At 60.3% G+C, this 20,664-nt stretch carries 21 protein-coding genes and 2 pseudogenes; 9 read left to right on the top strand and 14 right to left on the bottom strand.

Features of this window, described 5'->3' with window-relative positions:
• Positions 1 to 11: 11 nt before the first annotated feature.
• Positions 12 to 197: pseudogene (locus PFAS1_RS22815) on the top strand (phage infection protein); the annotation flags it as partial.
• A 173-nt stretch (positions 198 to 370) separates the two neighbouring features.
• On the top strand, positions 371 to 595 hold the full coding sequence (locus PFAS1_RS22810; RefSeq protein ID WP_076030615.1) for a hypothetical protein: 225 nt from the start codon (positions 371 to 373) through the stop codon (positions 593 to 595).
• A gap of 105 nt (positions 596 to 700) precedes the next feature.
• On the opposite strand, the gene PFAS1_RS22805 is transcribed toward PFAS1_RS22810, so the two are convergent.
• The 14 genes and pseudogenes from PFAS1_RS22805 to PFAS1_RS22750 form a co-directional block, all read right to left on the bottom strand.
• Positions 701 to 2,140 (bottom strand): FAD/NAD(P)-binding protein, encoded by a 1,440-nt coding sequence (locus PFAS1_RS22805; protein ID WP_076030614.1) that lies wholly within the window; start codon positions 2,138 to 2,140, stop codon positions 701 to 703.
• A 14-nt stretch (positions 2,141 to 2,154) separates the two neighbouring features.
• Complete coding sequence (locus PFAS1_RS22800) at positions 2,155 to 2,922, bottom strand: ABC transporter ATP-binding protein (protein ID WP_076030613.1); 768 nt, start codon at positions 2,920 to 2,922, stop codon at positions 2,155 to 2,157.
• Between the two features lie 3 nt (positions 2,923 to 2,925).
• Entirely contained in the window at positions 2,926 to 4,266 is a 1,341-nt protein-coding gene (locus tag PFAS1_RS22795) for an ABC transporter substrate-binding protein (protein WP_076030612.1), read from the bottom strand.
• Between the two features lie 25 nt (positions 4,267 to 4,291).
• A complete protein-coding gene (locus tag PFAS1_RS22790; protein WP_076030611.1) occupies positions 4,292 to 5,341 on the bottom strand; it encodes a branched-chain amino acid ABC transporter permease in 1,050 nt (349 codons plus the stop codon).
• A 4-nt stretch (positions 5,342 to 5,345) separates the two neighbouring features.
• Positions 5,346 to 6,227: a branched-chain amino acid ABC transporter permease gene (locus PFAS1_RS22785; protein ID WP_076030610.1), complete on the bottom strand. Its 882-nt coding sequence runs from the start codon at positions 6,225 to 6,227 to the stop codon at positions 5,346 to 5,348.
• On the bottom strand, positions 6,227 to 7,003 hold the full coding sequence (locus PFAS1_RS22780; RefSeq protein WP_076030609.1) for an ABC transporter ATP-binding protein: 777 nt from the start codon (positions 7,001 to 7,003) through the stop codon (positions 6,227 to 6,229). The genes PFAS1_RS22785 and PFAS1_RS22780 overlap by 1 nt, the downstream gene beginning before the upstream one ends.
• A pseudogene (locus PFAS1_RS22775) lies at positions 7,000 to 7,905 on the bottom strand (AMP-binding protein). The gene PFAS1_RS22780 and the pseudogene PFAS1_RS22775 overlap by 4 nt, the downstream one beginning before the upstream one ends.
• A gap of 186 nt (positions 7,906 to 8,091) precedes the next feature.
• Positions 8,092 to 9,495 (bottom strand): LLM class flavin-dependent oxidoreductase, encoded by a 1,404-nt coding sequence (locus PFAS1_RS22770; RefSeq protein ID WP_076030608.1) that lies wholly within the window; start codon positions 9,493 to 9,495, stop codon positions 8,092 to 8,094.
• Positions 9,495 to 9,932, bottom strand: a complete 438-nt coding sequence (locus PFAS1_RS22765; RefSeq protein WP_076030607.1) for an acyl-CoA dehydrogenase — start codon at positions 9,930 to 9,932, stop codon at positions 9,495 to 9,497. Before PFAS1_RS22765 ends, PFAS1_RS22770 begins: the two co-directional genes overlap by 1 nt.
• 10 nt (positions 9,933 to 9,942) lie before the next feature.
• Positions 9,943 to 11,145 carry an SfnB family sulfur acquisition oxidoreductase gene (locus PFAS1_RS22760; RefSeq protein ID WP_076030606.1) on the bottom strand — a complete coding sequence of 401 codons (1,203 nt, stop codon included), beginning with the start codon at positions 11,143 to 11,145 and terminating at the stop codon, positions 9,943 to 9,945.
• 210 nt (positions 11,146 to 11,355) lie between these two features.
• The gene (locus tag PFAS1_RS22755; RefSeq protein WP_076030605.1) at positions 11,356 to 11,721 is read right to left on the bottom strand and encodes a hypothetical protein; all 366 of its coding nucleotides are present in this window, start codon (positions 11,719 to 11,721) and stop codon (positions 11,356 to 11,358) included.
• 188 nt (positions 11,722 to 11,909) lie between these two features.
• Positions 11,910 to 12,041 carry a hypothetical protein gene (locus tag PFAS1_RS30180; protein WP_257787311.1) on the bottom strand — a complete coding sequence of 44 codons (132 nt, stop codon included), beginning with the start codon at positions 12,039 to 12,041 and terminating at the stop codon, positions 11,910 to 11,912.
• Positions 12,042 to 12,202: 161 nt separating this feature from the next.
• A complete protein-coding gene (locus PFAS1_RS29600) occupies positions 12,203 to 12,538 on the bottom strand; it encodes a hypothetical protein (protein ID WP_156886745.1) in 336 nt (111 codons plus the stop codon).
• Positions 12,539 to 12,667: 129 nt separating this feature from the next.
• Positions 12,668 to 13,231 (bottom strand): helix-turn-helix domain-containing protein, encoded by a 564-nt coding sequence (locus tag PFAS1_RS22750; RefSeq protein WP_074875665.1) that lies wholly within the window; start codon positions 13,229 to 13,231, stop codon positions 12,668 to 12,670.
• Here PFAS1_RS22750 and PFAS1_RS22745 point away from each other — a divergent pair.
• The 7 genes from PFAS1_RS22745 (at position 13,226) to PFAS1_RS22715 (ending at position 20,556) form a co-directional block, all read left to right on the top strand.
• Positions 13,226 to 14,251, top strand: a complete 1,026-nt coding sequence (locus tag PFAS1_RS22745; protein ID WP_076030604.1) for a DMT family transporter — start codon at positions 13,226 to 13,228, stop codon at positions 14,249 to 14,251. The genes PFAS1_RS22750 and PFAS1_RS22745 overlap by 6 nt on opposite strands.
• A gap of 244 nt (positions 14,252 to 14,495) precedes the next feature.
• On the top strand, positions 14,496 to 17,414 hold the full coding sequence (locus tag PFAS1_RS22740; protein WP_076030603.1) for a monovalent cation/H+ antiporter subunit A: 2,919 nt from the start codon (positions 14,496 to 14,498) through the stop codon (positions 17,412 to 17,414).
• Positions 17,414 to 17,758 (top strand): Na+/H+ antiporter subunit C, encoded by a 345-nt coding sequence (locus PFAS1_RS22735; RefSeq protein WP_007935994.1) that lies wholly within the window; start codon positions 17,414 to 17,416, stop codon positions 17,756 to 17,758. Before PFAS1_RS22740 ends, PFAS1_RS22735 begins: the two co-directional genes overlap by 1 nt.
• A complete protein-coding gene (locus tag PFAS1_RS22730) occupies positions 17,755 to 19,437 on the top strand; it encodes a monovalent cation/H+ antiporter subunit D (RefSeq protein ID WP_076030602.1) in 1,683 nt (560 codons plus the stop codon). The genes PFAS1_RS22735 and PFAS1_RS22730 overlap by 4 nt, the downstream gene beginning before the upstream one ends.
• Positions 19,434 to 19,922 (top strand): Na+/H+ antiporter subunit E, encoded by a 489-nt coding sequence (locus PFAS1_RS22725; protein ID WP_076030601.1) that lies wholly within the window; start codon positions 19,434 to 19,436, stop codon positions 19,920 to 19,922. The genes PFAS1_RS22730 and PFAS1_RS22725 overlap by 4 nt, the downstream gene beginning before the upstream one ends.
• Positions 19,919 to 20,197 carry a K+/H+ antiporter subunit F gene (locus PFAS1_RS22720; RefSeq protein WP_074875660.1) on the top strand — a complete coding sequence of 93 codons (279 nt, stop codon included), beginning with the start codon at positions 19,919 to 19,921 and terminating at the stop codon, positions 20,195 to 20,197. Before PFAS1_RS22725 ends, PFAS1_RS22720 begins: the two co-directional genes overlap by 4 nt.
• Positions 20,194 to 20,556, top strand: coding sequence for a Na+/H+ antiporter subunit G (locus PFAS1_RS22715; protein ID WP_033057651.1), 363 nt, complete (start codon positions 20,194 to 20,196; stop codon positions 20,554 to 20,556). The genes PFAS1_RS22720 and PFAS1_RS22715 overlap by 4 nt, the downstream gene beginning before the upstream one ends.
• The last annotated feature ends 108 nt before the right edge of the window (positions 20,557 to 20,664 follow it).

Raw genomic sequence — 20,664 nt, 5'->3', positions numbered from 1 at the left:
CTGGCCAGGTAAAACAACTGCTGGTTGAGGGCGGCTCTGATCGTATGATCGAGAATCGTGTGGCCGAAGGCGGTGCCGACCGCCTGCGAGAACTGCGCGAACGTGTGGCGCTAATCAGCCCGAACAACGCCGTACGCAGCGGTGTGGTCGTCGCGGAAAACCGCGCCGAGTTCGGCTCGAAATATCAACGATATTGATTGCCAGGGCTTTTGGCTGAGCCTGGCGATCCCCATGATCATTCCCGCGCTTTGCGTGGGGCAGACAATGAATCATCGCTCTCGATAACAACTATGCGTCAGAGTGTTTTTTCATCGCGCAGCTCCAGCACTACAGTGGCCCCCATCTTCTCCCCACACTCTGGAGCAACTTCATGAAAAGCATCATCGGTCTTGGTTTCGCTCTTTCGGTTCTTGGCGCCACCTCCGCCATCGCCGCCCCACACGCCACCTCGCAGGTCGTTGCAGCGGCCAAAGTCAGCCAACCGGCCACGTTGAACGTGAACGCCGTTGGTGTTGATCACAAAGACAGCCAGGCGAGCACTCTCTATGTCGCTGAAAACCGCCCTGAATTCGGCTCGAAGTATCAGCGTTATTGAGCAATGGCGTTGCGCTTGAAACAACAAACCCCGGGGAGATCGGATCTCCCCGGGGTTTGTTGTCTTTAGTGTTGAAATACAGGCTCGAGATATTCGTAGCAGCTGCTACAGGGGCGGCGTTTCTGTCAGGCGAGTGGCGAGCGCCTTGGCCTGGCTCGCGACGTCGGTCACTGCCGTGCTTTCCCACCACATGCCACGTAGCGGTGGGCCCATGGCGAACAGACGGTTGGCGATGTGTTCATCGGCGCCCAACACCGCGCCATCGACTGCCGCCGCAATCCCCAGCGCCAACGGCCCCGGCCGGACAAGTCCGCGGGCGAGCAGTTGCTGTGGCAGCGGTCGGGCGACGCGTCGCCAGTCGTATTCGATGCCGCTGGAATTGATCAATGCCGCGCCGCTGACAACGCTGGTTTCTGCTTCACCGCGACGCCGAATGCGGATGCTCACTGCTCCGTCCGCTGAGGGCTCCAGCCCTTTGAACGACGCCGCCTGAATCCGCAACCGCCCCTCTTTGTGCAACCGCTCCACCAGTTCGGCACTCAACGGCGGAGAGCGATGGTGATGACTTTCCCACCACGGCCGCACATGCCGCACGAACTGTCGACGCTGCACATCCGTTGCCTGATTCCACAAACGGCCGATGTGCGCCCTTACGGTGTCGAGCGGCGCCTGCCAGTCGATGCCTTGGGCGATGGCGTCCCGGCAATGCCGACGCAGCTCGCGCATTAACTGTGGCGGTGTGCGAATGCTCTGATCCTCAGCGAGAAAATCCACCCAGGCCGGTGGCTGCCGACGCACATGAGGCAGCAAGCCATGCCGGGAAAATATTTCGATCGACCCGCGATGCCCGGCCTGTTCCAGCGACACCACGGCATCGACCATGGTCAGACCCGAACCGATGATCAGCACGGTCGACTGCGGATCGAGTTGCTGCATGGCCGCGACGTCCCACGGATCTAGCGCCGCCGCGTTCAAGCCGCTGGACTCGGTCTGTGGCGTACGCGCCGCGGGAAACATCCCCGTGGCCAACACCGCATAAGCGCCCTGCAAGTGTTGCCCGTCGCTCAACGTCAGCAACACAGAATCGTCGCGGGTCTGCAGGTCAACCACCTCGGCCCGCACATGCTCGACCGTTGACCCGTTCAACACCCCCACCGCTTGCGCTTCGGCCAGGCGCTGCTGCACGTACAGGCCGAAAATCCCCCGGGGCGGGAACAATTCGCTGACCGGCACATGTTGCTCGTCAGACTCCGGCCAGCCACCCGCCGCGATGTATTCGGTGAGCCATTGGGTCAGGTCGTCGGCGTTGTCCGGATCGACGCTCATCCGCGCCGCATTGCCGTTGAGCGTATGGCCCAGTTCGACCGCGCTGTACGCCTCGCCCCGTCCCAGTTCGGCGCGGGGTTCGATCACCAGCACCTGGCATTTGCCCGGCAAGCGCAGCAACTGCGCCGCCAGCATTGCGCCGCTGAGGCCGCCGCCGACGATCAGGATGTCCGCGTGGCGGATGGCGTCGGTTGCCTGTCCGCTTTGGGTTTCAGTCATGGCGTTCTCACTGCTCAGTGTTTACCTAAATAGAAGTCATGCAGATCGCCCCGCGCCAACAGCGCCTCGCTCCCCCCGGACAGCACCACTCGGCCGGTGTCGAGAACGTAGGCCGTCGTTGCGTACTTGAGCGCCACATTAATGTTTTGCTCGGCAATCAGGAAGCTCACCTGCTCCTCGCGATTGAGCTGGGCGACGATCTCGAAAATCTCCTGGACGATAATAGGCGCCAAACCCATGGAAGGCTCATCAAGCAGTACCAAAGTAGGACGCGTCATTAAGGCCCGGCCTATGGCGACCATCTGCTGCTCGCCCCCGGACGTCAGCCCGGCCTGGGTTTTACGCTTGGTTTTCAGGCGTGGGAACCAGGCATAGATTCGCTCCAGATCACGGGCCATGTCCTGACGACTCAAGCGCCGGACAAACCCGCCGCTGCGCAGGTTGTCCTCGACCGTCAGTTGCGGGAACACATGCCGACCTTCCAGCACATGCACCATCCCTTGGCGCACTCGCAGGCTCGGATCGACGCCAGCCGTGTCATGCCCGAGAAACTTGATCGTCCCGCGACTGACCTCCGCCCGCTCGGCCCGAACCAACCCGGAAATCGCCTTGAGCGTGGTGCTTTTGCCCGCGCCGTTGGCGCCGAGCAACGCGACGATGCCGCCCTTGGGCACCGACAGCGACACTCCAGCGACGGCCAGGATCGCGCCGTCGTAGATCACTTCAATGTCGCTGACTTGCAACAGGTCATTGGCAGCAATGTCACTGGCGGCTTGGCTCATGGGTTATTCGTCCCCGTTGCAGGTGCGTGGCTTCAGGCCTTTTTCCTTGGCGAAGGCCGCGGATTTTTCATCGATCAAGGGACGCAGCAACGCGCGATCCGCCGCAATCCAGTCGCTGATCAACGTCCAGTTGGCGCCGTCCCATTGCTGCACCCGCGCTGAACCGCCACCTTCGTGGTCACGGCAGGACAGCTTGAGGTTCTGCATCAGGCCGAGGTAGCCCATGTTCTTGAGGCGCGCGTCGTCGATATTCAGATGTTCCAGACCCCAGCGTCCCTCTTCGCCATTCAAAGGACGCTTGCCGAATTTGCCTTGGGCCGTGCGAATCGCTTCCACCATCACTGCCGCGTTCACCAGCCCGGAGTTGTAGTAGACGCTGCCAAAATTCTTCAGGTCCTTGAGGTCGCTTTTGCCCTTGTCGAGGATGGACTGCTTGAGGCGTTTGTGGATCTCGAAATCAGTGCCGGCCGGGTACGGCGTCAGCGCCAGATAACCTTTGGCAGCGGCGCCTGCGGGCAATACGTCTTCGCTGGAACTGGCCCAGATGTCGCCGACGATATGGTCCACCGGGAAGCCGAAACGCGCGGCCGTCTTGACCGCCACCGGCGTCGACACGCCCCAGGTGCGCAGGAACACCCAGTCCGGGTTGACCTGGCGAATCTGTCGCCATTGCGCCGATTGTTCGTTGCCCGGATCGGCCACCGGAATCTGGATGTTTTCGAAGCCGTACTTCTCGGCCAGCAGCTTCAGCGGGCCGAGGGTTTCACGCCCATACGCCGAGTCGTGATAGACCGTGGCGATCTTCTTGCCCTTGAGTTTGTCGAAGCCGCCCTCGCGCTGGGCGATGTAGTTGATCAGGCTGGAGGCCTCGCTGTAGAAGGTCAGCATCACCGGGAAGTTGTACGGGAACACCGTGCCGTCAGTAGCTTCGGTGCGACCGTAACCGAGGGTAATCAGCGGGATTTTGTCGACTTCCGCCCGCTCGCTCAGCGCATAGGCTGCCGGCGCGCCGTTGGGTGAATAGATCGCCACCGGGGCGCCATCCAAACCTTTTTTGAAGCGCTCGTAGCATTCGATGCCCTTCTCCGCCGTCCACTCGGTTTCGCATTCCTGCCAGACCAGTTTCACGCCGTTGATCCCGCCTTCCACATCGTTGATGTAGTTCAGGTAATCGAGCATGCCGGCCCACACTTGCACACCGCTGGAAGCGTAAGCGCCGACACGGTAAGTGGCCAACGGGAAGAATTGCTGGTCCGGCGAAGCCTGAACCATCGGCACCGCACTGCCGAAAACCGACAGCGTCAGGGCGGCGCCGACCAGGGAACGTTTCAAGGATGCACGCATGTTGTCTCTCTAATCGTTGGGGAATTCAGAAGCGCAGCGGCCAGTGGCTCAGCCGCTCACGAAGGTTGCTCAACAGGCGGATCAGGCCTTCCGGTTCCTTGATCAGGAACAGGATGATCAGCACGCCGAAAATGATTTTTTGCAGGTTCTGCAATTGGCCGGCGTCCACCGAACCGCCGAACAACGCTTGCCCGGCGTGGCTGAGCAGGATCGGCAGCAGGCTGATAAACGCAGCGCCCACGAAGTTGCCGGCGATGCTGCCCATGCCACCAATAATGATGATGAAGAGGATCTGGAACGATCGATTGATATCGAAGCTGCTGGCGCTGGCGGTGCCCAGATAGGCGAAGGCCCACAGTGCCCCGGCGATGCCGAGGTAAAACGAGCTGACGGCGAACGCCAGGTGCTTGTAGCGCACCACCGGAATGCCGATCACAGCGGCGGCGGTGTCCATGTCGCGGATCGCCATCCAGTTGCGACCAATCTGGCTTTTCACCAGGTTCACCGCGACCCAGGTCAATAGCAGAACAGTGGTCAGGGTCAGCAGATAACGCCCCAACGGCGTGTTCAGGTCATGGCCGAACAGCGCCAGTTTGGGTGCGGAAATGGTCCCGGACGATCCGTAGTTGTAAAACCAGGGGAATTTGACGAACAACCACTCCAGAAAGAACTGTGCGGCCAGCGTGGTGACCATCAAGTAGAAGCCTTTGATCCGCGAACTCGGCAGGCCGAAGACAAAGCCCACCACGGCGCTGATCAGCCCGCCACCGAGCAAGGCGACTGGCAGGCCAAGTTCAGGCAACCGGAGCAAAAATCCATAGGTGGCAAACGCCCCGACCGCCATGAACCCGGCCGCACCGACCGAGGTCTGGCCGGTGTAACCCGTGAGCAAATTCAGGCCGAGCCCGGCCAGGGACAGCACCAGAAACGGAATCAGAATCGCGTTCAGCCAGTAGTCGTTACCGGTCAGCGGCACGACGACGAAAGCGATCAACAACAGGCCGAGCAGACCAAGTGGCACACGGCGCTGGATCAACACCGACGGTGCGGTTTCGCGGGTAAGGGAAATTGACATGGTTTCAGACTCGCTCGATGGCGCGTTCGCCGAACAGGCCGGCGGGACGGATGTACAAGAAGGCCAAAGCCAGGACGTAAGCGAACCACGGGGTGATGCCGCCGCCGATCAGCGGGCCGATGTAAACCTCGGCGAGGTTCTCCGCCGCACCGACAATCAGGCCGCCGACAATCGCCCCGCCAATCGAGGTGAAACCGCCAATGATCAACACCGGCAAGGCCTTGAGCACCACCAGCGACAAGGAAAACTGCACACCTTGCCGCGCACCCCAGAGCAATCCCGCCACCAACCCGACTACACCGGCCACCGTCCAGACGATCTGCCAGATGCGGTTGAGGTTGATACCGATCGACAACGCAGCCGTGGTGTCATCGGCCACGGCGCGCAGGGACACACCGATGCGGGTTTTGTTGAACAGCAGCGCCAATACCGTCACCAACAAGATGGCCGTGGCGGCGGCGATCAGGTCGAACTGGCTGACCATCAGCCCGCCGATAAACAGCGGCACGTCGTCGATGCCCAGGTCCAGCGCCCGCACCTGCGAGCCCATCAAACCCTGAGCCAGGCCTTCGATGATGAACGACAGCCCGAGGGTGGCCATGAACAAGGTGATCTGCGAGCGATTGACCAAGGGCCGCAGCACCAGCCGTTCGATCAGCAACGCGCCGATGATCATCACCGCCACCGTCAGCAACAACGCCAGAGCAAACGGCACGCCCTGATCGTGCAGGCTGACGAAGGTCAGCGCGGCGAACAGCAACATCGCGCCCTGGGCGAAATTGAACACACCGCTGGCCTTGTAGATCAGCACGAAGCCAATCGCGACCAGCGAATACATGGTCCCGGCGAGGAGGCCGCCGAGCAGGGTTTCCAAGAAGAACGTCATCAGTGAACCACTCCCAGATACGCCGCGATCACGTCGGGATTGGCCTGCACTTCGGCCGGTGTGCCGTCGCCGACTTTGCGTCCGTAATCGAGCACGACCACGTGGTCGGACAGGCCCATCACCACGCTCATGTCGTGCTCGATCAACACCACCGTGGTGCCGAGGTCGCGGTTGACGTCGGCAATGAAGCGCGCCATTTCCTGCTTCTCTTCGGCGTTCATCCCGGCCATCGGCTCGTCCAGCAGCAACAGGCGCGGCCCCGCGATCAAGGCACGACCGAGCTCTACGCGCTTTTGCAGGCCGTAAGACAGATTGCCCACCGGCACATCGCGGTGAGCCTGAAGTTCGAGGAATTCGAGAATGCCCTGAGCCTGTTGGCGAAAGTCTTCAGCCTCACGGCGGGCTCTTGGCAAGCCCAGCGCCTGTTCGATGAAACTGCTGCGCAGGTGCCGGGACAAGCCCGTGAGGATGTTGTCGATCCCACTCATCTTCTTGAACAGCGCGTTGTTCTGGAAGGTGCGGCCGATGCCGCGTTGTGCGGCGGTCAGCGGATCGATACGTTTAAACGGTTGCTGCTCAAAGACAATCGAGCCGGCATCGAAGCGGTACACGCCGTTCAGCACATTGAGCAGCGAACTCTTGCCCGCGCCGTTGGGGCCGATCAGTGCGCAGATCTCGCCACGACGTACGTCGAACGAGAGTTCGTTGATCGCCTTTACGCCTTTGAAGGACAGGGAAATACCGCTGACTTGCAGGATGGAATCGGTCGAGCTCATGCGATGTCCCGTTTGAATTCGGATAACCAGGCAGGCGTTGGTTGAGCGTCGGGGGCGCGCGTGGCTTGCCAGATGAAATGCAGGTTGTGAAAGCCCAGCAGTCGACGAACGCGGTTTTTGATCAGGCGTTGCAGGCCTTTTTCCGGGTGGGCGATGACTCAGTCGCATAGGCGTCGGCGCCAGGTGCCAAGCGGCGCGAGACGACTTTCGATTTCTGCGGCCAGTAGATGCAGGCGCTCACCGGATAACAGCAATCCCGAGGGTGCCACTTCACGACGGTCGCGGCTGGCGCTGCCAGGGCTTTCCGGGAACGCCAGGGCGTGGCCGCTGGTCAGCCATTGTTCGAGCAAAACGCTGAGACCGGCCTGCCATTGGGTGCCTTCTTCGCTCCACAGTTGCGGGCGTTGCCACCAACGGCTGAGACGTTGCAGAGGTTCGACCGGGCCGAGCAGTTCGGGGAAATCCAGCAGCGATTGGCCTTGGCTGAGCCAGAGCTGTTGCGTCTGTCGTGCCTGGACAAACGCGTGAGTGGGGCGACTGCGCCATAGGGTTTTGTGCAGAGCTTCTGCATCGAGGTTGTCCGGTAGCGTCAGCAGTTCACCGCCGATGTGCTGCGCAGCCAGTGCCAGCAGCAATAGATTCGGCTCGAAGGCGCCGCTCAACGCCAGACGCGATGCTTCGGTGAATCCTTGCTGTCGCAAGCCGTCGGCCAAACGCTCGACATCGCGCAAGGCATCGATCCAGCGCCAGACGAACCACTGGCCATGGCGCTTGTGCCGCAAGGCCGGTTGCAAGGGGCTGACCTGAGCCCAGTGGCGCAATTGCTCCAAAGCCTTGGGCAGATCGACCCGCCACTCTGTGGTGTCCGCGATTGGCGGACGTTTGAGTTCGTGCACGCTCATTGGATTGACCTCCTGTTCATGGGCAAAAGCGTGCGGTGGTCCGCTGGGCTGAAGGGTTGGTACCGCCCTCTGTGGGAGCGGGCTTGCTCGCGAAAGCGGTCTTACAGGTGACATTGATGTTGGATGTTCTGGCCTCTTCGCGAGCAAGCCCGCTCCCACAGGGGATTTGTGTGGTGTTTGAGTCTTCTATGCGGACGCCACTTTCTTCTCTTGCTGCCGCAACGCCGCCAGGTCTCGATAACCCGCCCCCGGATGAATCTCCGGCAATCGCGGCCCTTCCCCAAACAACTTCTCGCGCAAGGTCCCCGGCGCGTATTCGGTTTTGTAGACCCCACGCTTCTGCAGCTCCGGCACCAGCAATTCCACAGCGTCGATGAAAGTTTCGTGAGTCAATGCATAGGCCAGGTTAAAGCCGTCCACGTCGGTCTCCTCAACCCACTCCTGCAACAAGTCGGCGACGGTCTCGGGGCTGCCGACAAACAACGGACCAAAACCGCCGATGCCCACCCAGTCAGCCAATTCGTTGGGGGTCCAGACCTTGTTCGGGTCCGCCGTGGAGAACGCTTCCACCGCCGATTGAATAGCATTGGTGTGCACATGCTTGAGCGGCTCATCAGGCTTGAACTGGCTGAAATCAATCCCGGTCCAGCCAGAGATCAACGCCATCGCGCCTTCGTAACTGACCCAGGTTTTGTATTCCTCAAACTTGGCCTTGGCCTTGGCGTCGGTCTCGCCAAGGATCACGGTTTGCAGGTTGAAGATCAGGATCTTCGACGGATCGCGTCCGGCTTCGGCAGCCCGACGGCGGATGTCGGCAACGGTTTTCTTCAGCAGCACTTTCGACGGCGCAGCAACAAACACGCACTCGGCATGCTCAGCAGCAAACTGCTTGCCGCGACTCGATGCCCCAGCCTGATAGAGAACCGGCGTGCGTTGCGGCGAGGGTTCGCAGAGGTGAATACCCGGCACCTGGAAGTGCTTACCGACATGCTGGATTTCGAGGATTTTGCTCGGGTCGCTGAAGATCCGTCGCTCGCGATCCCGCAGAATCGCCCCCTCTTCCCAACTGCCTTCCCAGAGTTTGTAGCAAACCTCCAGGTACTCTTCGGCGAAGTCGTAACGGGCGTCGTGTTCGGTCTGGTTTTTCAGGCCGAGGTTTTTCGCACCGCTTTCCAGATAAGAGGTGACGATGTTCCAGCCAGCGCGGCCCTTGGTCAGATGGTCGAGCGTCGACAGGCGTCGGGCGAATGGATACGGGTGTTCGAACGACAGCGATGCGGTCAGGCCGAAACCCAAATGCTCGGTGACCAGCGCCATCGGCGGAATCAATTGCAGCGGATCGTTGACCGGCACCTGCGTCGCCTGACGGATCGCCGCATCACCATTGCCGTTGTAGACGTCGTAGATGCCCAGAACATCGGCAATGAACAAGCCGTCGAACTTGCCGCGCTCGAGGATTTTCGCCAGATCGGTCCAGTACTCCAGATCCTTGTACTGCCAGGAGCGATCCCGCGGATGCGCCCACAAACCCGGCGACTGGTGACCGACGCAGTTCATGTCAAAGGCGTTGAGACGAATTTCACGGGCCATCAAACGACACTCCGAACGCTAGGGGGATGGATGCCGTTGAGGCGGAAGTTGCCGATGAGGTGGCGCTTCCAGCGCAGCGGATCATCCAGTGATCCGGGCAATGCGGTGCGTTGGCCGGTGAGTTCGAATTCAGCGTTGCTGACGGCATTTAACGCGTCGGCGCTGGCCAGGTGCGATTCGGCGATGGCGACGCTGATTTCCGTGTCGTCATCAACGCTGCTCCGAAAGTCTTCGGCGCGTTCGAGCAGCGCAGCGGCGACTTCGATGCGGATGTGCAAGTCGCCGAAGCGGCTGATGACGAAAGGATCATCCGTGGCTTGAGCCTGCTGGCGGACGAAACGCAACGTCGTATCAAGCACGCTGCGAGCGTTGTGCAGGTCGTGCTGACTTTTGGCCAGGGGCTGCCCGGCAACAATCGGTTGGGTCAAAGCATTCATGGTGGGCTCCTCAGTTCCAGGCGTGGCGCGCAGGCTTCACGCCGTTGAGCAGGTAGTTGCCGATCAGGTGGTATTTCCAGCGTGCCGGGTCGTGCAGGGTGTGCGTCCGGGCGTTGCGCCAGTGGCGGTCGAGGTTGTACTTGCCGAGCACCGAGCGAGTACCGGCCAGTTCGAAGAGTTTGCTGCTGGCAAGCAAGGCGATCTCGGCAGACAACACTTTGGCCTGGGCAACCACCACCGAAGCGCGGGCCACCGTGTCTTCGTTGGGGTCGAGCAAGGCGTGGTCGATTGCGCGGCCGGCCTTTTTGAGGATCGCTTCGGTGCCGTGGACCCGCCATTCGAGGTCGCCGATCGCAGCGATACTGAACGGGTCCTGCCAGCCGTGATCCTGTCCGCTGTCGATCCATGGCCGGGCTTCGCGGGCGTAGCGTTTGGTTTCTTCCAGGGCGCCGACGGCAATGCCGGTGTCCACGGCCGCCTGAATGATTTGTGAAATCGGGCCGTCGGCGGTGGGTTCATCAAAAGCCTTGTGGGCTGGGATCACAGCACGGAGCGGGACCTTCACCTCGTTCAGGGTGACACCACCGCTGGCCGTGGTGCGCTGGCCGAAACCGTCCCAGCTGTCGATAACGGTCAAGCCGGGAGTGTCGCGCTCGATGAAGGCAATGAAGGCCTTGTTCTCTTCATTGACCGCCACCGCTGGCACGATGTGCGCGAACAGAGCGCCGGTGCAGTAGAACTTTTCGCCGTCGATTTGCGCGGTGTCTTTATCGAAACGGATTCGGGTTTCGAAGGCCCCGGCGTTTTTGCTTTTGGATTCGGAGAAGGCGTTGCCGAAACGGTAGCCCTTCAGGACTTTGCCAAAGTAGTAACGCTTCTGCTCTTCGGTGGCGGTTTGCAGCAGGATGTCGAGCACGCCGAGGTGGTTTTGCGGGATCTGACCCAGGGACGAATCGGCAGAGGAAATGATCTTGATCACCTCAGCGACGGTCACATAGGAAACGCCAGCGCCGCCGTACTCCTTGGGAACGGTGATGCCCCAGAGGCCGCTGGCGGAAAACTCATCGAGCTCGGCGATTGGCAGGCGTCGCTCGCGATCCCGCACGCTGGCCTCGATGGCAAAGCGTGCAGCGAGCTTATGGGCGACGGCGATGGCTTCGGCGTCAGAGCGGATTACATGGGCGGTGCTAGGGGGTTGGGCAGAGGCTGTCATGGGCCGACTCCGGGGTTTCAGGTAAGTACCAAACACCCGTTACACAAGTCGTGCCAACACACTTTTCTATTGTTTTTCAGTCAGTTACATTCAGAAAGAACATCAGTCGATTAGGAAAATCGAAACAAACTGTCCTCCTACTGTTGCTCAGGCAACAGCAGGAGGGTCCAACACCACATCAAGCCTTGAATGCTCAATTTAGCAATTCAACTACTTGACTTTGTATTTATTGACTGGCGACTCCAAGGAACTGCCGTCATTCTTCTTCACTGAGTACACAACCTCGACGGCGACGCCTGGCAAAGCGACTAGATTAGAGGTAAGTTGCCAGGTAATACCTTTAACCAATTGCTCTTCCGTCACCACAAAGGGCGTTCTGGAAAAGGTCCCCATCCGTTCAACATACAATTCCGGACGCACTGAGTCCCCAAGGCCGATGTCTGATGAAATAGCAATATGAACTGTGCAGTGTTTCAAAAATTCCCGTTTAACGAACTCATTCTCAGCTTGCACAATGGTAGGAGCGAGTAAGTTCCGGCCCAGTTTATGGAAAGTAACTGCTTCTTCCGTCGTCATGACATTCTTCCTTTTTCTGTTGATCGAGAGTAAGACACTGCGAGAGATGACCAAGCGGACGCCTCCAGTTTTTCAGTACGTCTTATTGCAAAGGCAACACTAAGGATTGGACCAATAACCGTCTACTGGCAGAAATAACAGGTAGCTCGTCATTTCCGATGAGCGGTATTAGCAGCTAAATCACCACATTACGCACAAACCCGCGTAGCCACCGGCCCATCGTTGGCCTCCATGGCAAAACGTGCGGCTAGCTTATGGGCGACGATAATCGCCTCGGCATCTGAGTGGATTACATGGGCGGTGATAGGTGAAGTTGTCATGGGCCGACTCCGTGGGTCCGGGTGAATACCCAGATCAGTTACAGAAGTCGTGCCAGTTATTAATAGGGTCATTAATCAGCATGACTTATTCAACGAAAAATGACTCACTAAAAAACGCAAGATATTCAATCGCTGTTGCCCTGCCAATAGCCAAGTCTGCCTCACAAGCGCGTCGACACGCCTAAATCGAGCACTTCGCTTTGTTGGAATGGATCGTCGACCCAATACCGAATCCGCATTCCCACACTGTTAATAAACGCGCAAGCAGGAATCACAAATAATGCCCCACCTCCAGTAAGTGGGGTCGTTAATGTTTTGGAGGTGCCGTCATTGTTGTATTCGAGGGTCACCTGGATACCCGGATAGACACCCCGGCTCAATACAATTTTGACCTGAGCGCCGGCTACGACATCTTCGAGAAAGACAATGTCGCCGCAGGCCACCGGCAGTACGGGTGCAGGTAAAAGCGCTGACGGCTTTCTGTGATGAATAGACATTTATGAACCCAATGTTGAGGAGTGGACCGTCATCCACCGGTGCACTCATCAATATCTGGACCCGAGGCCAATCGTCTACTGTAAGAAGTAACAGGTATATATGTGTTAGACGTGCGAAATCAGCGCCGATCAAATCACCACATTTCGCACAAACCGCGCCGCCACCGCCCCATCGTTGCGATAGGCGTGTGGCTGGTTGCTGGCGAACATGTAGAACTCGCCGGCAGCGATCTCATGGGGTGTATCACCCAGCATCAGAGTCAGGCAGCCTTCGAACACGTAGATCTGCTCACTCCAACCCTCGGCGTCCGGTTGCGACGGGTAAATTTCCCCCGGTTGCAGGCACCATTCCCACTGTTCCACTTCGCGGACAGCCGTGGCTTTGGATAATAAAACGGCTTTGCTGCCAGGAATCTTCCCGGCCCAGGCCACTTCATTGATGCGACTCGGATCGCGTGCGTCCGGGGCCTGAATCAGGTCGCTGAATGCGACATCCAGCGCTTCGGCCACGCGGTCGAGGGTGGTCAGGCTGACGTTCTTTTCGCCGGCCTCGATGGCCACCAACATCCGGCGGCTGACCCCGGACTTTTCCGCCAGCGTCGCCTGGCTCATGTCGGCGGCGTGGCGCAAGCGTCGAACGTTCTGGCTGACGTGCTGGAGGACCGAAGCCCGCTGGGTAGAATCTTTGTGCACTATATTGCTCACTTGAAGGGGTTGAGCAGTATACTGCGCAACATTCGGCGCATTGTGCGTCCCCCTCAGGTAGCGCGCAAGGTCATGACGTCGGTGAATCCCTCTCACACTTCCTCCCGTTTCTCGCGGTTCAGCAAGGCCGAGTGCGTGCTGGTGCTGATCACCATGGTCTGGGGAGGCACCTTTCTGCTGGTGCAGCATGCGATGACTGTCAGCGGGCCGATGTTCTTCGTCGGCCTGCGCTTTGCCGCAGCGGCAATCATTGTTGCGCTGTTTTCCTGGCGACACCTGCGGGACCTGACGCTGTTCGAATTGAAGGCAGGGGCCTTTATCGGTGTGGCGATCATGCTCGGTTATGGTTTGCAGACCGTCGGATTGCAGAGCATTCCCAGCAGCCAGTCAGCGTTTATTACCGCGTTGTACGTACCCTTCGTGCCGTTGCTGCAATGGCTGGTGCTGGGGCGGCGTCCGGGGTTGATACCGAGCATCGGGATCATGCTGGCGTTTACCGGATTGATGTTGCTGTCAGGACCGGCCGGCGCTTCGTTCAATTTCAGCCCGGGTGAAATCGCCACGTTGATCAGCGCCGTGGCGATTGCAGCGGAGATCATTCTGATCAGCACCTATGCCGGCCAGGTCGATGTGCGACGGGTGACGGTGGTGCAATTGGCGGTCACCTCGGTGCTGGCGTTTTTGATGGTGGTGCCGACTCAGGAAGCGATTCCGGGTTTCTCATGGTTGCTGTTGTGCAGCGCATTGGGCCTGGGCGCAGCCAGTGCGGCGATTCAAGTGGCGATGAACTGGGCGCAGAAGAGCGTTTCGCCGACCCGGGCGACGTTGATTTATGCCGGTGAGCCGGTGTGGGCCGGGATTGTCGGAAGAATAGCGGGAGAGCGGTTGCCGGCGATTGCGCTGGTGGGTGCGGGATTGATTGTGGCGGCGGTGATTGTCAGTGAGTTGAAGACCAAGGGGAAAAATGCGGCGGCTGAGGAAGAGTTGGAGCGGGAAACACAGGGTTAAACCGCAATATGTGTGACGCCTGATAGATAGCCTTCGCGAGCAAGCCCGCTCCCACAGGGTTAGCGCAATCCCTGTGGGAGCGGGCTTGCTCGCGAAGGGGTCGTAGCGGTTGAAACCGGCTCTTGGAAACAACGGGAATCAGGCTTTTTCCGCCTACCTTGTAGGATTCTGCGACAGCTTGGCGTTTGGTGATCCGGGAACTGGCACGTATGATGCTTCACAAACTTCCGCAGATTAGAAGCCTATGTCCCTGATAGTTCTACTGCTTCTGCCTTTTATCGGCAGCTGTCTGGCAGCCTTGCTGCCGCACAACGCGCGTAACACCGAATCTTTGTTGGCTGGCCTGGTTGCCTTGATAGGCACCGTTCAGGTCGCCCTGCTGTACCCGCAAATCGCCGATGGCGGCGTGATCCGCGAAGAATTCTTCTGGCTGCCCAGCCTGGGCCTGAACTTCGTCTTGCGCATGGACGGTTTCGCCTGGCTGTTCTCGATGCTGGTGCTGGGCATCGGCACTCTGGTTTCGTTGTACGCCCGCTACTACATGTCGCCGGACGATCCGGTGCCGCGGTTCTTCGCGTTTTTCCTGGCGTTCATGGGCGCCATGCTCGGGCTGGTGATCTCCGGGAACCTGATCCAGATCGTGTTTTTCTGGGAGCTGACCAGCCTCTTTTCATTCCTGTTGATCGGCTACTGGCACCACCGCGCCGATGCGCGACGCGGTGCTTATATGGCGCTGATGGTCACCGGCGCAGGCGGTTTGTGTTTGCTGGCGGGGGTCATGCTGCTCGGCCATGTGGTCGGCAGCTATGACCTGGACAAGGTCCTGGCCGCCGGCGATCTGATTCGCGCACATGCCCTCTACCCTATTCTGCTGCCCCTGATCCTGATCGGCGCACTGAGCAAAAGCGCACAATTCCCCTTCCATTTCTGGCTGCCCCACGCCATGTCGGCACCGACACCGGTATCGGCCTATCTGCACTCGGCGACCATGGTCAAGGCCGGGGTGTTTCTCCTTGCACGGCTTTGGCCGTCGCTGTCGGGCAGTGAACAATGGTTCTACATCGTCAGCGGCGCCGGTGCCTGCACCCTGTTGCTCGGCGCCTACTGCGCGATGTTCCAGAACGATCTCAAAGGGCTGCTGGCCTACTCGACGATCAGTCACCTGGGCCTGATCACTCTGCTGCTGGGCCTGAACAGTCCGTTGGCCGCCGTGGCCGCGGTGTTTCACATTCTCAACCACGCCACGTTCAAGGCCTCGCTGTTCATGGCTGCCGGGATCATCGACCACGAAAGTGGCACTCGGGACATTCGCAAGCTCAGCGGCCTGATCAAGCTGATCCCGTTCACCGCCACCCTGGCCATGGTCGCCAGCGCTTCGATGGCCGGTGTGCCGCTGCTCAACGGCTTCCTCTCCAAAGAGATGTTCTTCGCCGAAACCGTGTTCATCAATGCCACGGCCTGGATCGAGATGACGTTGCCTATCGTCGCGACCATCGCCGGCACTTTCAGCATTGCCTACTCGTTGCGCTTTACCGTCGACGTGTTCTTCGGCCCGACCGCCACCGACTTGCCGCACACCCCACACGAGCCGCCACGCTGGATGCGCGCGCCGGTGGAGTTGTTGGTGTTCGCCTGCCTGGTCGTGGGAATTTTCCCGGCGCAGGTGGTCGGCCCGTTGCTGGCCGCGGCGGCCCTGCCGGTGGTAGGCGGTACCTTGCCTGAATACAGCCTGGCGATCTGGCACGGCTGGAACGCGCCGATGATCATGAGCCTGATCGCCATGTCCTGCGGCATTGTGCTTTATCTGCTGTTGCGCAATCAGCTCAAACTCGGGCGTTTCAAGTACCCGCCGGTCATTGGCCGGTTCAACGGCAAGCGCCTGTTCGAACACAGCCTGGTAATCATGATGCGCCTGGCCCGTCGTCTCGAGCGGCGGATCAGCACCAAGCGCCTGCAAACCCAATTGTTCCTGGTGGTGTTCGCGGCCGTGTTAGCCGGCTTGATCCCGATGCTCCACAGCAGCCTGAGCTGGGGCGACCGGCCGAAGATTCCGGGTTCGATCGTGTTCGTGACCCTCTGGCTGCTGGCGATTGCCTGCGCCCTCGGCGCGGCGTGGCAGGCCAAGTATCACCGGCTCGCGGCCCTGACCATGGTCAGCGTCTGCGGCCTGATGACCTGCATCACTTTCGTTTGGTTCTCGGCGCCGGACCTGGCGCTGACGCAATTGGCCGTGGAAGTCGTGACCACGGTGTTGATCCTCCTCGGGCTGCGCTGGCTACCGCGACGGATCGAAGAGGTCTCGCCGCTGCCGAGCACCCTGCGCAAGGCGCGCATCCGCCGTATCCGCGACTTGCTGCTGTCGACCGTGGTCGGTGGCGGCATGGCGCTGCTGGCCTATGCGATGCTGACGCGCCAGACGCCGAACGATATTTCCTCGTTCTACCTCAGTCGCGCCCTGCCCGAAGGTGGCGGCAGCAACGTGGTCAACGTGATGCTGGTGGACTTCCGCGGCTTCGACACCCTCGGTGAAATTACCGTGCTGGTGGCCGTGGCCCTGACCGTATTCGCCCTGCTCCGACGCTTCCGACCTCCGAAAGAAAGCCTGCAGTTACCGGCCCAGCAGCGGTTGCTGGCACCGGACGTGGTCACCGATCTGGTCAACCCGCGTCACGCCAGCGATACCGCGCTCGGGTTCATGATGGTGCCGGCGGTGCTGGTGCGTCTGCTGCTGCCGATCGCGTTCGTGGTGTCGGTCTACCTGTTCATGCGCGGCCACAATCAACCGGGCGGCGGTTTTGTCGCAGGCCTGGTGATGTCGGTGGCGTTCATCCTGCAATACATGGTCGCCGGCACCCAGTGGGTCGAAGCGCAAATGAGCCTGCGACCGCTGCGCTGGATGGGCACCGGCTTGCTGTTTGCCACGGTCACCGGGCTCGGGGCGATGGCCGTCGGGTATCCGTTCCTGACCACCCACACCTGGCATTTCGAACTGCCGGTGTTCGGTAACATTCACATCGCCAGTGCACTGTTCTTCGATATTGGCGTGTACGCCGTGGTGGTCGGTTCGACCCTGTTGATCCTTACCGCGCTCGCTCACCAATCGGTACGGGGTCACAAGACCGCTGCCCTGCCTCGATCCGTCGCCATGCAAGGAACCGTCTGATGGAAGAAGTCATCGCAATCGCCATCGGCGTGCTGGCCGCGTCCGGGGTCTGGCTGATCCTGCGGCCACGGACGTTTCAGGTGGTGATGGGCCTGTGCCTGCTGTCCTACGGCGTCAATCTGTTCATCTTCAGCATGGGCAGTCTGTTCATCGGCAAGGAACCGAACATCAAGGACGGCGTGCCGCAGGATCTGTTGCATTACACCGATCCGCTGCCGCAAGCGCTGGTGCTGACCGCCATCGTGATCAGCTTCGCCATGACCGCGTTGTTTCTGGTGGTGCTGCTCGCTTCCCGGGGCCTGACCGGTACCGACCATGTGGATGGCCGGGAGCCTAAAGAATGAATCTGATGCCGCACCTGATCGCTGCACCGATTCTGCTGCCGCTGCTGACCGCCGCCCTGATGCTGATGCTGGGCGAGAAGCACCGTCCGCTGAAGGCCAGGATCAACCTGTTTTCCAGCCTGGTGGGGTTGGGCATTGCCGTGATGTTGCTGCAATGGACTCAGGAAACGGGCGTCCCCGGCTCCATCGGCGTGTACCTGCCGGGCAACTGGCAAGTACCGTTCGGCATCGTGCTGGTGGTTGATCGACTGTCGGCGCTGATGCTGGTGCTGACCGGAATCATCGGCGTCAGCGCCCTGCTGTTCGCCATGGCCCGTTGGGACGGCGCCGGCTCGAGTTTCCACGCACTGTTCCAGATTCAGATGATGGGCCTGTACGGCGCGTTCCTGACGGGGGACCTGTTCAACCTGTTTGTGTTTTTTGAAGTACTGCTGGCGGCCTCTTACGGCCTGATGCTCCACGGTTCGGGTCGGTCGCGGGTGTCGTCGGGACTGCATTACATCTCGATCAACCTGCTGGCCTCGTCGCTGTTTTTGATCGGCGCGGCGCTGATCTACGGCGTCACCGGCACCCTGAACATGGCCGACCTGGCGTTGAAAATTCCGCTGGTGCCGGAAGCCGATCGCGGCCTGTTGCATGCCGGCGCGGGGATTCTGGCCGTGGCGTTCCTGGCCAAGGCCGGGATGTGGCCGCTGAACTTCTGGCTGGTGCCGGCCTATTCCGCAGCGAGCGCACCGGTAGCGGCGATGTTCGCGATCATGACCAAGGTCGGCGTCTACACCTTGCTGCGTCTGTGGACCCTGCTGTTCTCCGGTCAGGCTGGCGCGTCGGCGTACTTTGGCGGCGACTGGCTGATCTACGGCGGCATGGCGACCATCGTCTGCGCCGCCGTGGCGATTCTCGCCGCACAACGGCTTGAGCGCCTGGCCAGCCTGAGCATTCTGGTGTCCGCCGGGATTCTGCTGTCGGCCATCGGTTTCGCCCAGCCGAACCTGATCGGCGCGGCACTGTTCTACCTGGTCAGCTCGACCCTGGCGTTGAGCGCGTTGTTCCTGTTGGCCGAGTTGATCGAGCGTTCGCGTTCGGCCAATGAAATGCCGTTGTTCGATGACGGCGATCTGCCGCGACCGATGGAATCCTTGCAGCCGCCCAAAGGCATCAACCTCGATGACGAGCAGAAAGCCGTGGTCGGCCAGGTGATTCCCTGGACCATGGCTTTCCTCGGGTTGAGCTTCATTGCCTGCTCGCTGCTGATCATCGGCATGCCGCCACTCTCGGGATTCATTGGCAAACTCGGCTTGCTCAGCGCCCTGCTCAATCCGCTGGGCCTGGGCAATGGCAGCGATGAGCCGATCTCGAACGCGGCGTGGGGCTTGCTCGCGTTGCTGATCCTGTCCGGGCTGGCGTCGTTGATTGCCTTCTCGCGCTTGGGCATCCAGCGGTTCTGGACGCCCGAGGAGCGGCCTTCACCGTTGCTGCGACGTTTCGAATGCGTGCCAATCATTGCGTTGCTGGGGTTGAGCATTGCGCTGACCTTCAAGGCTGAACCGCTGCTGCGCTACACCCAGGCGGCCGCCCAAGCCTTGAACAACCCGCAGCAATACGTGATGGCGGTGCTCGGAACCCGTGCGATTCCAAGTCCGGAAGCCAAAGCCGCGGTAGCGGAGCTGACACCATGAAGCGTCTGTTTCCTGCTCCCTGGTTGTCGCTGGCCCTGTGGTTGTTGTGGCTGGTGCTGAATCTGTCGATGAGCCCCGGCAATCTGCTGCTGGGCGCGGTGCTGGGGTTCTGCGCGCCGTTGATGATGCGCAAACTGCGACCACTGCCGATCCGCATTCGTCGGCCGGGGGTGATTGTGCGTTTGTTCTTTCTGGTCGGGCGCGATGTGGTGGTGTCCAACGTCGCCGTGGCCTGGGGCGTGCTCAACGCCGGCCGCCGACCACCGCGCTCACGCTTCATCAAGGTGCCGCTGGACCTGCGCGATGCCAACGGCCTGGCCGCGTTGTCGATGATCTGCACCGTGGTCCCCGGCACGGTCTGGTCGGAACTGGCGCTGGATCGCAGCATTTTGTTGCTGCACGTCTTCGACCTGGAGGACGAAGCGCTGTTCATCCAGCACTTCAAGGCGACCTACGAGCGCCCCTTGATGGAGATCTTCGAATGAGCGCCTTGCTGTCGAACGCAATCCTGCTGAGCCTGTTCTTCTTTTCCCTGGCGATGATTCTGACCCTGATCCGGCTGTTCAAGGGGCCATCGGCCCAGGACCGGGTTCTGGCGCTGGATTATCTGTACATCATCGCGATGCTGATGATGCTTACGCTGGGCATTCGTTATGCCAGTGACACTTACTTCGAGGCGGCGCTGCTGATTGCGCTGTTCGGCTTCGTCGGCTCGTTTGCCCTGGCGAAATTCCTGCTGCGTGGCGAGGTGATCGAATGAGCGCTGAACTGTCTCTGTGGGTTGAAATTCCAGTGGCGATCCTGCTGGTGCTCAGCAGTCTGTTTGCGCTGATCGGCGCGATTGGCCTGGTGCGGATGAAGGACTATTTCCAGCGCATGCACCCGCCGGCACTGGCCTCGACCTTGGGCGCCTGGTGCGTGGCGCTGGCTTCGATCATTTATTTTTCGGCACTCAAGTCCGGGCCGGTGCTGCATGCCTGGCTGATTCCGATTTTGTTGTCGATTACGGTGCCGGTGACCACGCTGCTGCTGGCGCGGGCGGCGCTGTTTCGCAAGCGCATGGCGGGGGATGATGTGCCGGCAGAGGTGAGCAGTCGGCGCACGGAGAGCGGGAGTTAAGTTCGCAGATTTGTATTGATTGTGAGGGCCTCTTCGCGAGCAAGCCCGCTCCCACATTGGATCTCAGTGAACACAGATTTTGTATCTGACAGAGATCAACTGTGGGAG

Source organism: Pseudomonas frederiksbergensis, from assembly GCF_001952935.1.
GTDB lineage: Bacteria > Pseudomonadota > Gammaproteobacteria > Pseudomonadales > Pseudomonadaceae > Aquipseudomonas > Aquipseudomonas frederiksbergensis.
This window is presented reverse-complemented; position numbering and strand designations above follow the sequence as displayed.

What these genes read in the sequence shown, in the direction of transcription:
- PFAS1_RS22810 (WP_076030615.1), top strand. Translation starts at nt 371, where the DNA reads ATGAAAAGCATCATCGGTCTTGGTTTCGCTCTTTCGGTTCTTGGCGCC.
- PFAS1_RS22805 (WP_076030614.1), bottom strand. Translation starts at nt 2,140, where the DNA reads ATGACTGAAACCCAAAGCGGACAGGCAACCGACGCCATCCGCCACGCG.
- PFAS1_RS22800 (WP_076030613.1), bottom strand. Translation starts at nt 2,922, where the DNA reads ATGAGCCAAGCCGCCAGTGACATTGCTGCCAATGACCTGTTGCAAGTC.
- PFAS1_RS22795 (WP_076030612.1), bottom strand. Translation starts at nt 4,266, where the DNA reads ATGCGTGCATCCTTGAAACGTTCCCTGGTCGGCGCCGCCCTGACGCTG.
- PFAS1_RS22790 (WP_076030611.1), bottom strand. Translation starts at nt 5,341, where the DNA reads ATGTCAATTTCCCTTACCCGCGAAACCGCACCGTCGGTGTTGATCCAG.
- PFAS1_RS22785 (WP_076030610.1), bottom strand. Translation starts at nt 6,227, where the DNA reads ATGACGTTCTTCTTGGAAACCCTGCTCGGCGGCCTCCTCGCCGGGACC.
- PFAS1_RS22780 (WP_076030609.1), bottom strand. Translation starts at nt 7,003, where the DNA reads ATGAGCTCGACCGATTCCATCCTGCAAGTCAGCGGTATTTCCCTGTCC.
- PFAS1_RS22770 (WP_076030608.1), bottom strand. Translation starts at nt 9,495, where the DNA reads ATGGCCCGTGAAATTCGTCTCAACGCCTTTGACATGAACTGCGTCGGT.
- PFAS1_RS22765 (WP_076030607.1), bottom strand. Translation starts at nt 9,932, where the DNA reads ATGAATGCTTTGACCCAACCGATTGTTGCCGGGCAGCCCCTGGCCAAA.
- PFAS1_RS22760 (WP_076030606.1), bottom strand. Translation starts at nt 11,145, where the DNA reads ATGACAGCCTCTGCCCAACCCCCTAGCACCGCCCATGTAATCCGCTCT.
- PFAS1_RS22755 (WP_076030605.1), bottom strand. Translation starts at nt 11,721, where the DNA reads ATGACGACGGAAGAAGCAGTTACTTTCCATAAACTGGGCCGGAACTTA.
- PFAS1_RS30180 (WP_257787311.1), bottom strand. Translation starts at nt 12,041, where the DNA reads ATGACAACTTCACCTATCACCGCCCATGTAATCCACTCAGATGCCGAG.
- PFAS1_RS29600 (WP_156886745.1), bottom strand. Translation starts at nt 12,538, where the DNA reads ATGTCTATTCATCACAGAAAGCCGTCAGCGCTTTTACCTGCACCCGTA.
- PFAS1_RS22740 (WP_076030603.1), top strand. Translation starts at nt 14,496, where the DNA reads ATGTCCCTGATAGTTCTACTGCTTCTGCCTTTTATCGGCAGCTGTCTG.
- PFAS1_RS22735 (WP_007935994.1), top strand. Translation starts at nt 17,414, where the DNA reads ATGGAAGAAGTCATCGCAATCGCCATCGGCGTGCTGGCCGCGTCCGGG.
- PFAS1_RS22730 (WP_076030602.1), top strand. Translation starts at nt 17,755, where the DNA reads ATGAATCTGATGCCGCACCTGATCGCTGCACCGATTCTGCTGCCGCTG.
- PFAS1_RS22725 (WP_076030601.1), top strand. Translation starts at nt 19,434, where the DNA reads ATGAAGCGTCTGTTTCCTGCTCCCTGGTTGTCGCTGGCCCTGTGGTTG.
- PFAS1_RS22720 (WP_074875660.1), top strand. Translation starts at nt 19,919, where the DNA reads ATGAGCGCCTTGCTGTCGAACGCAATCCTGCTGAGCCTGTTCTTCTTT.
- PFAS1_RS22715 (WP_033057651.1), top strand. Translation starts at nt 20,194, where the DNA reads ATGAGCGCTGAACTGTCTCTGTGGGTTGAAATTCCAGTGGCGATCCTG.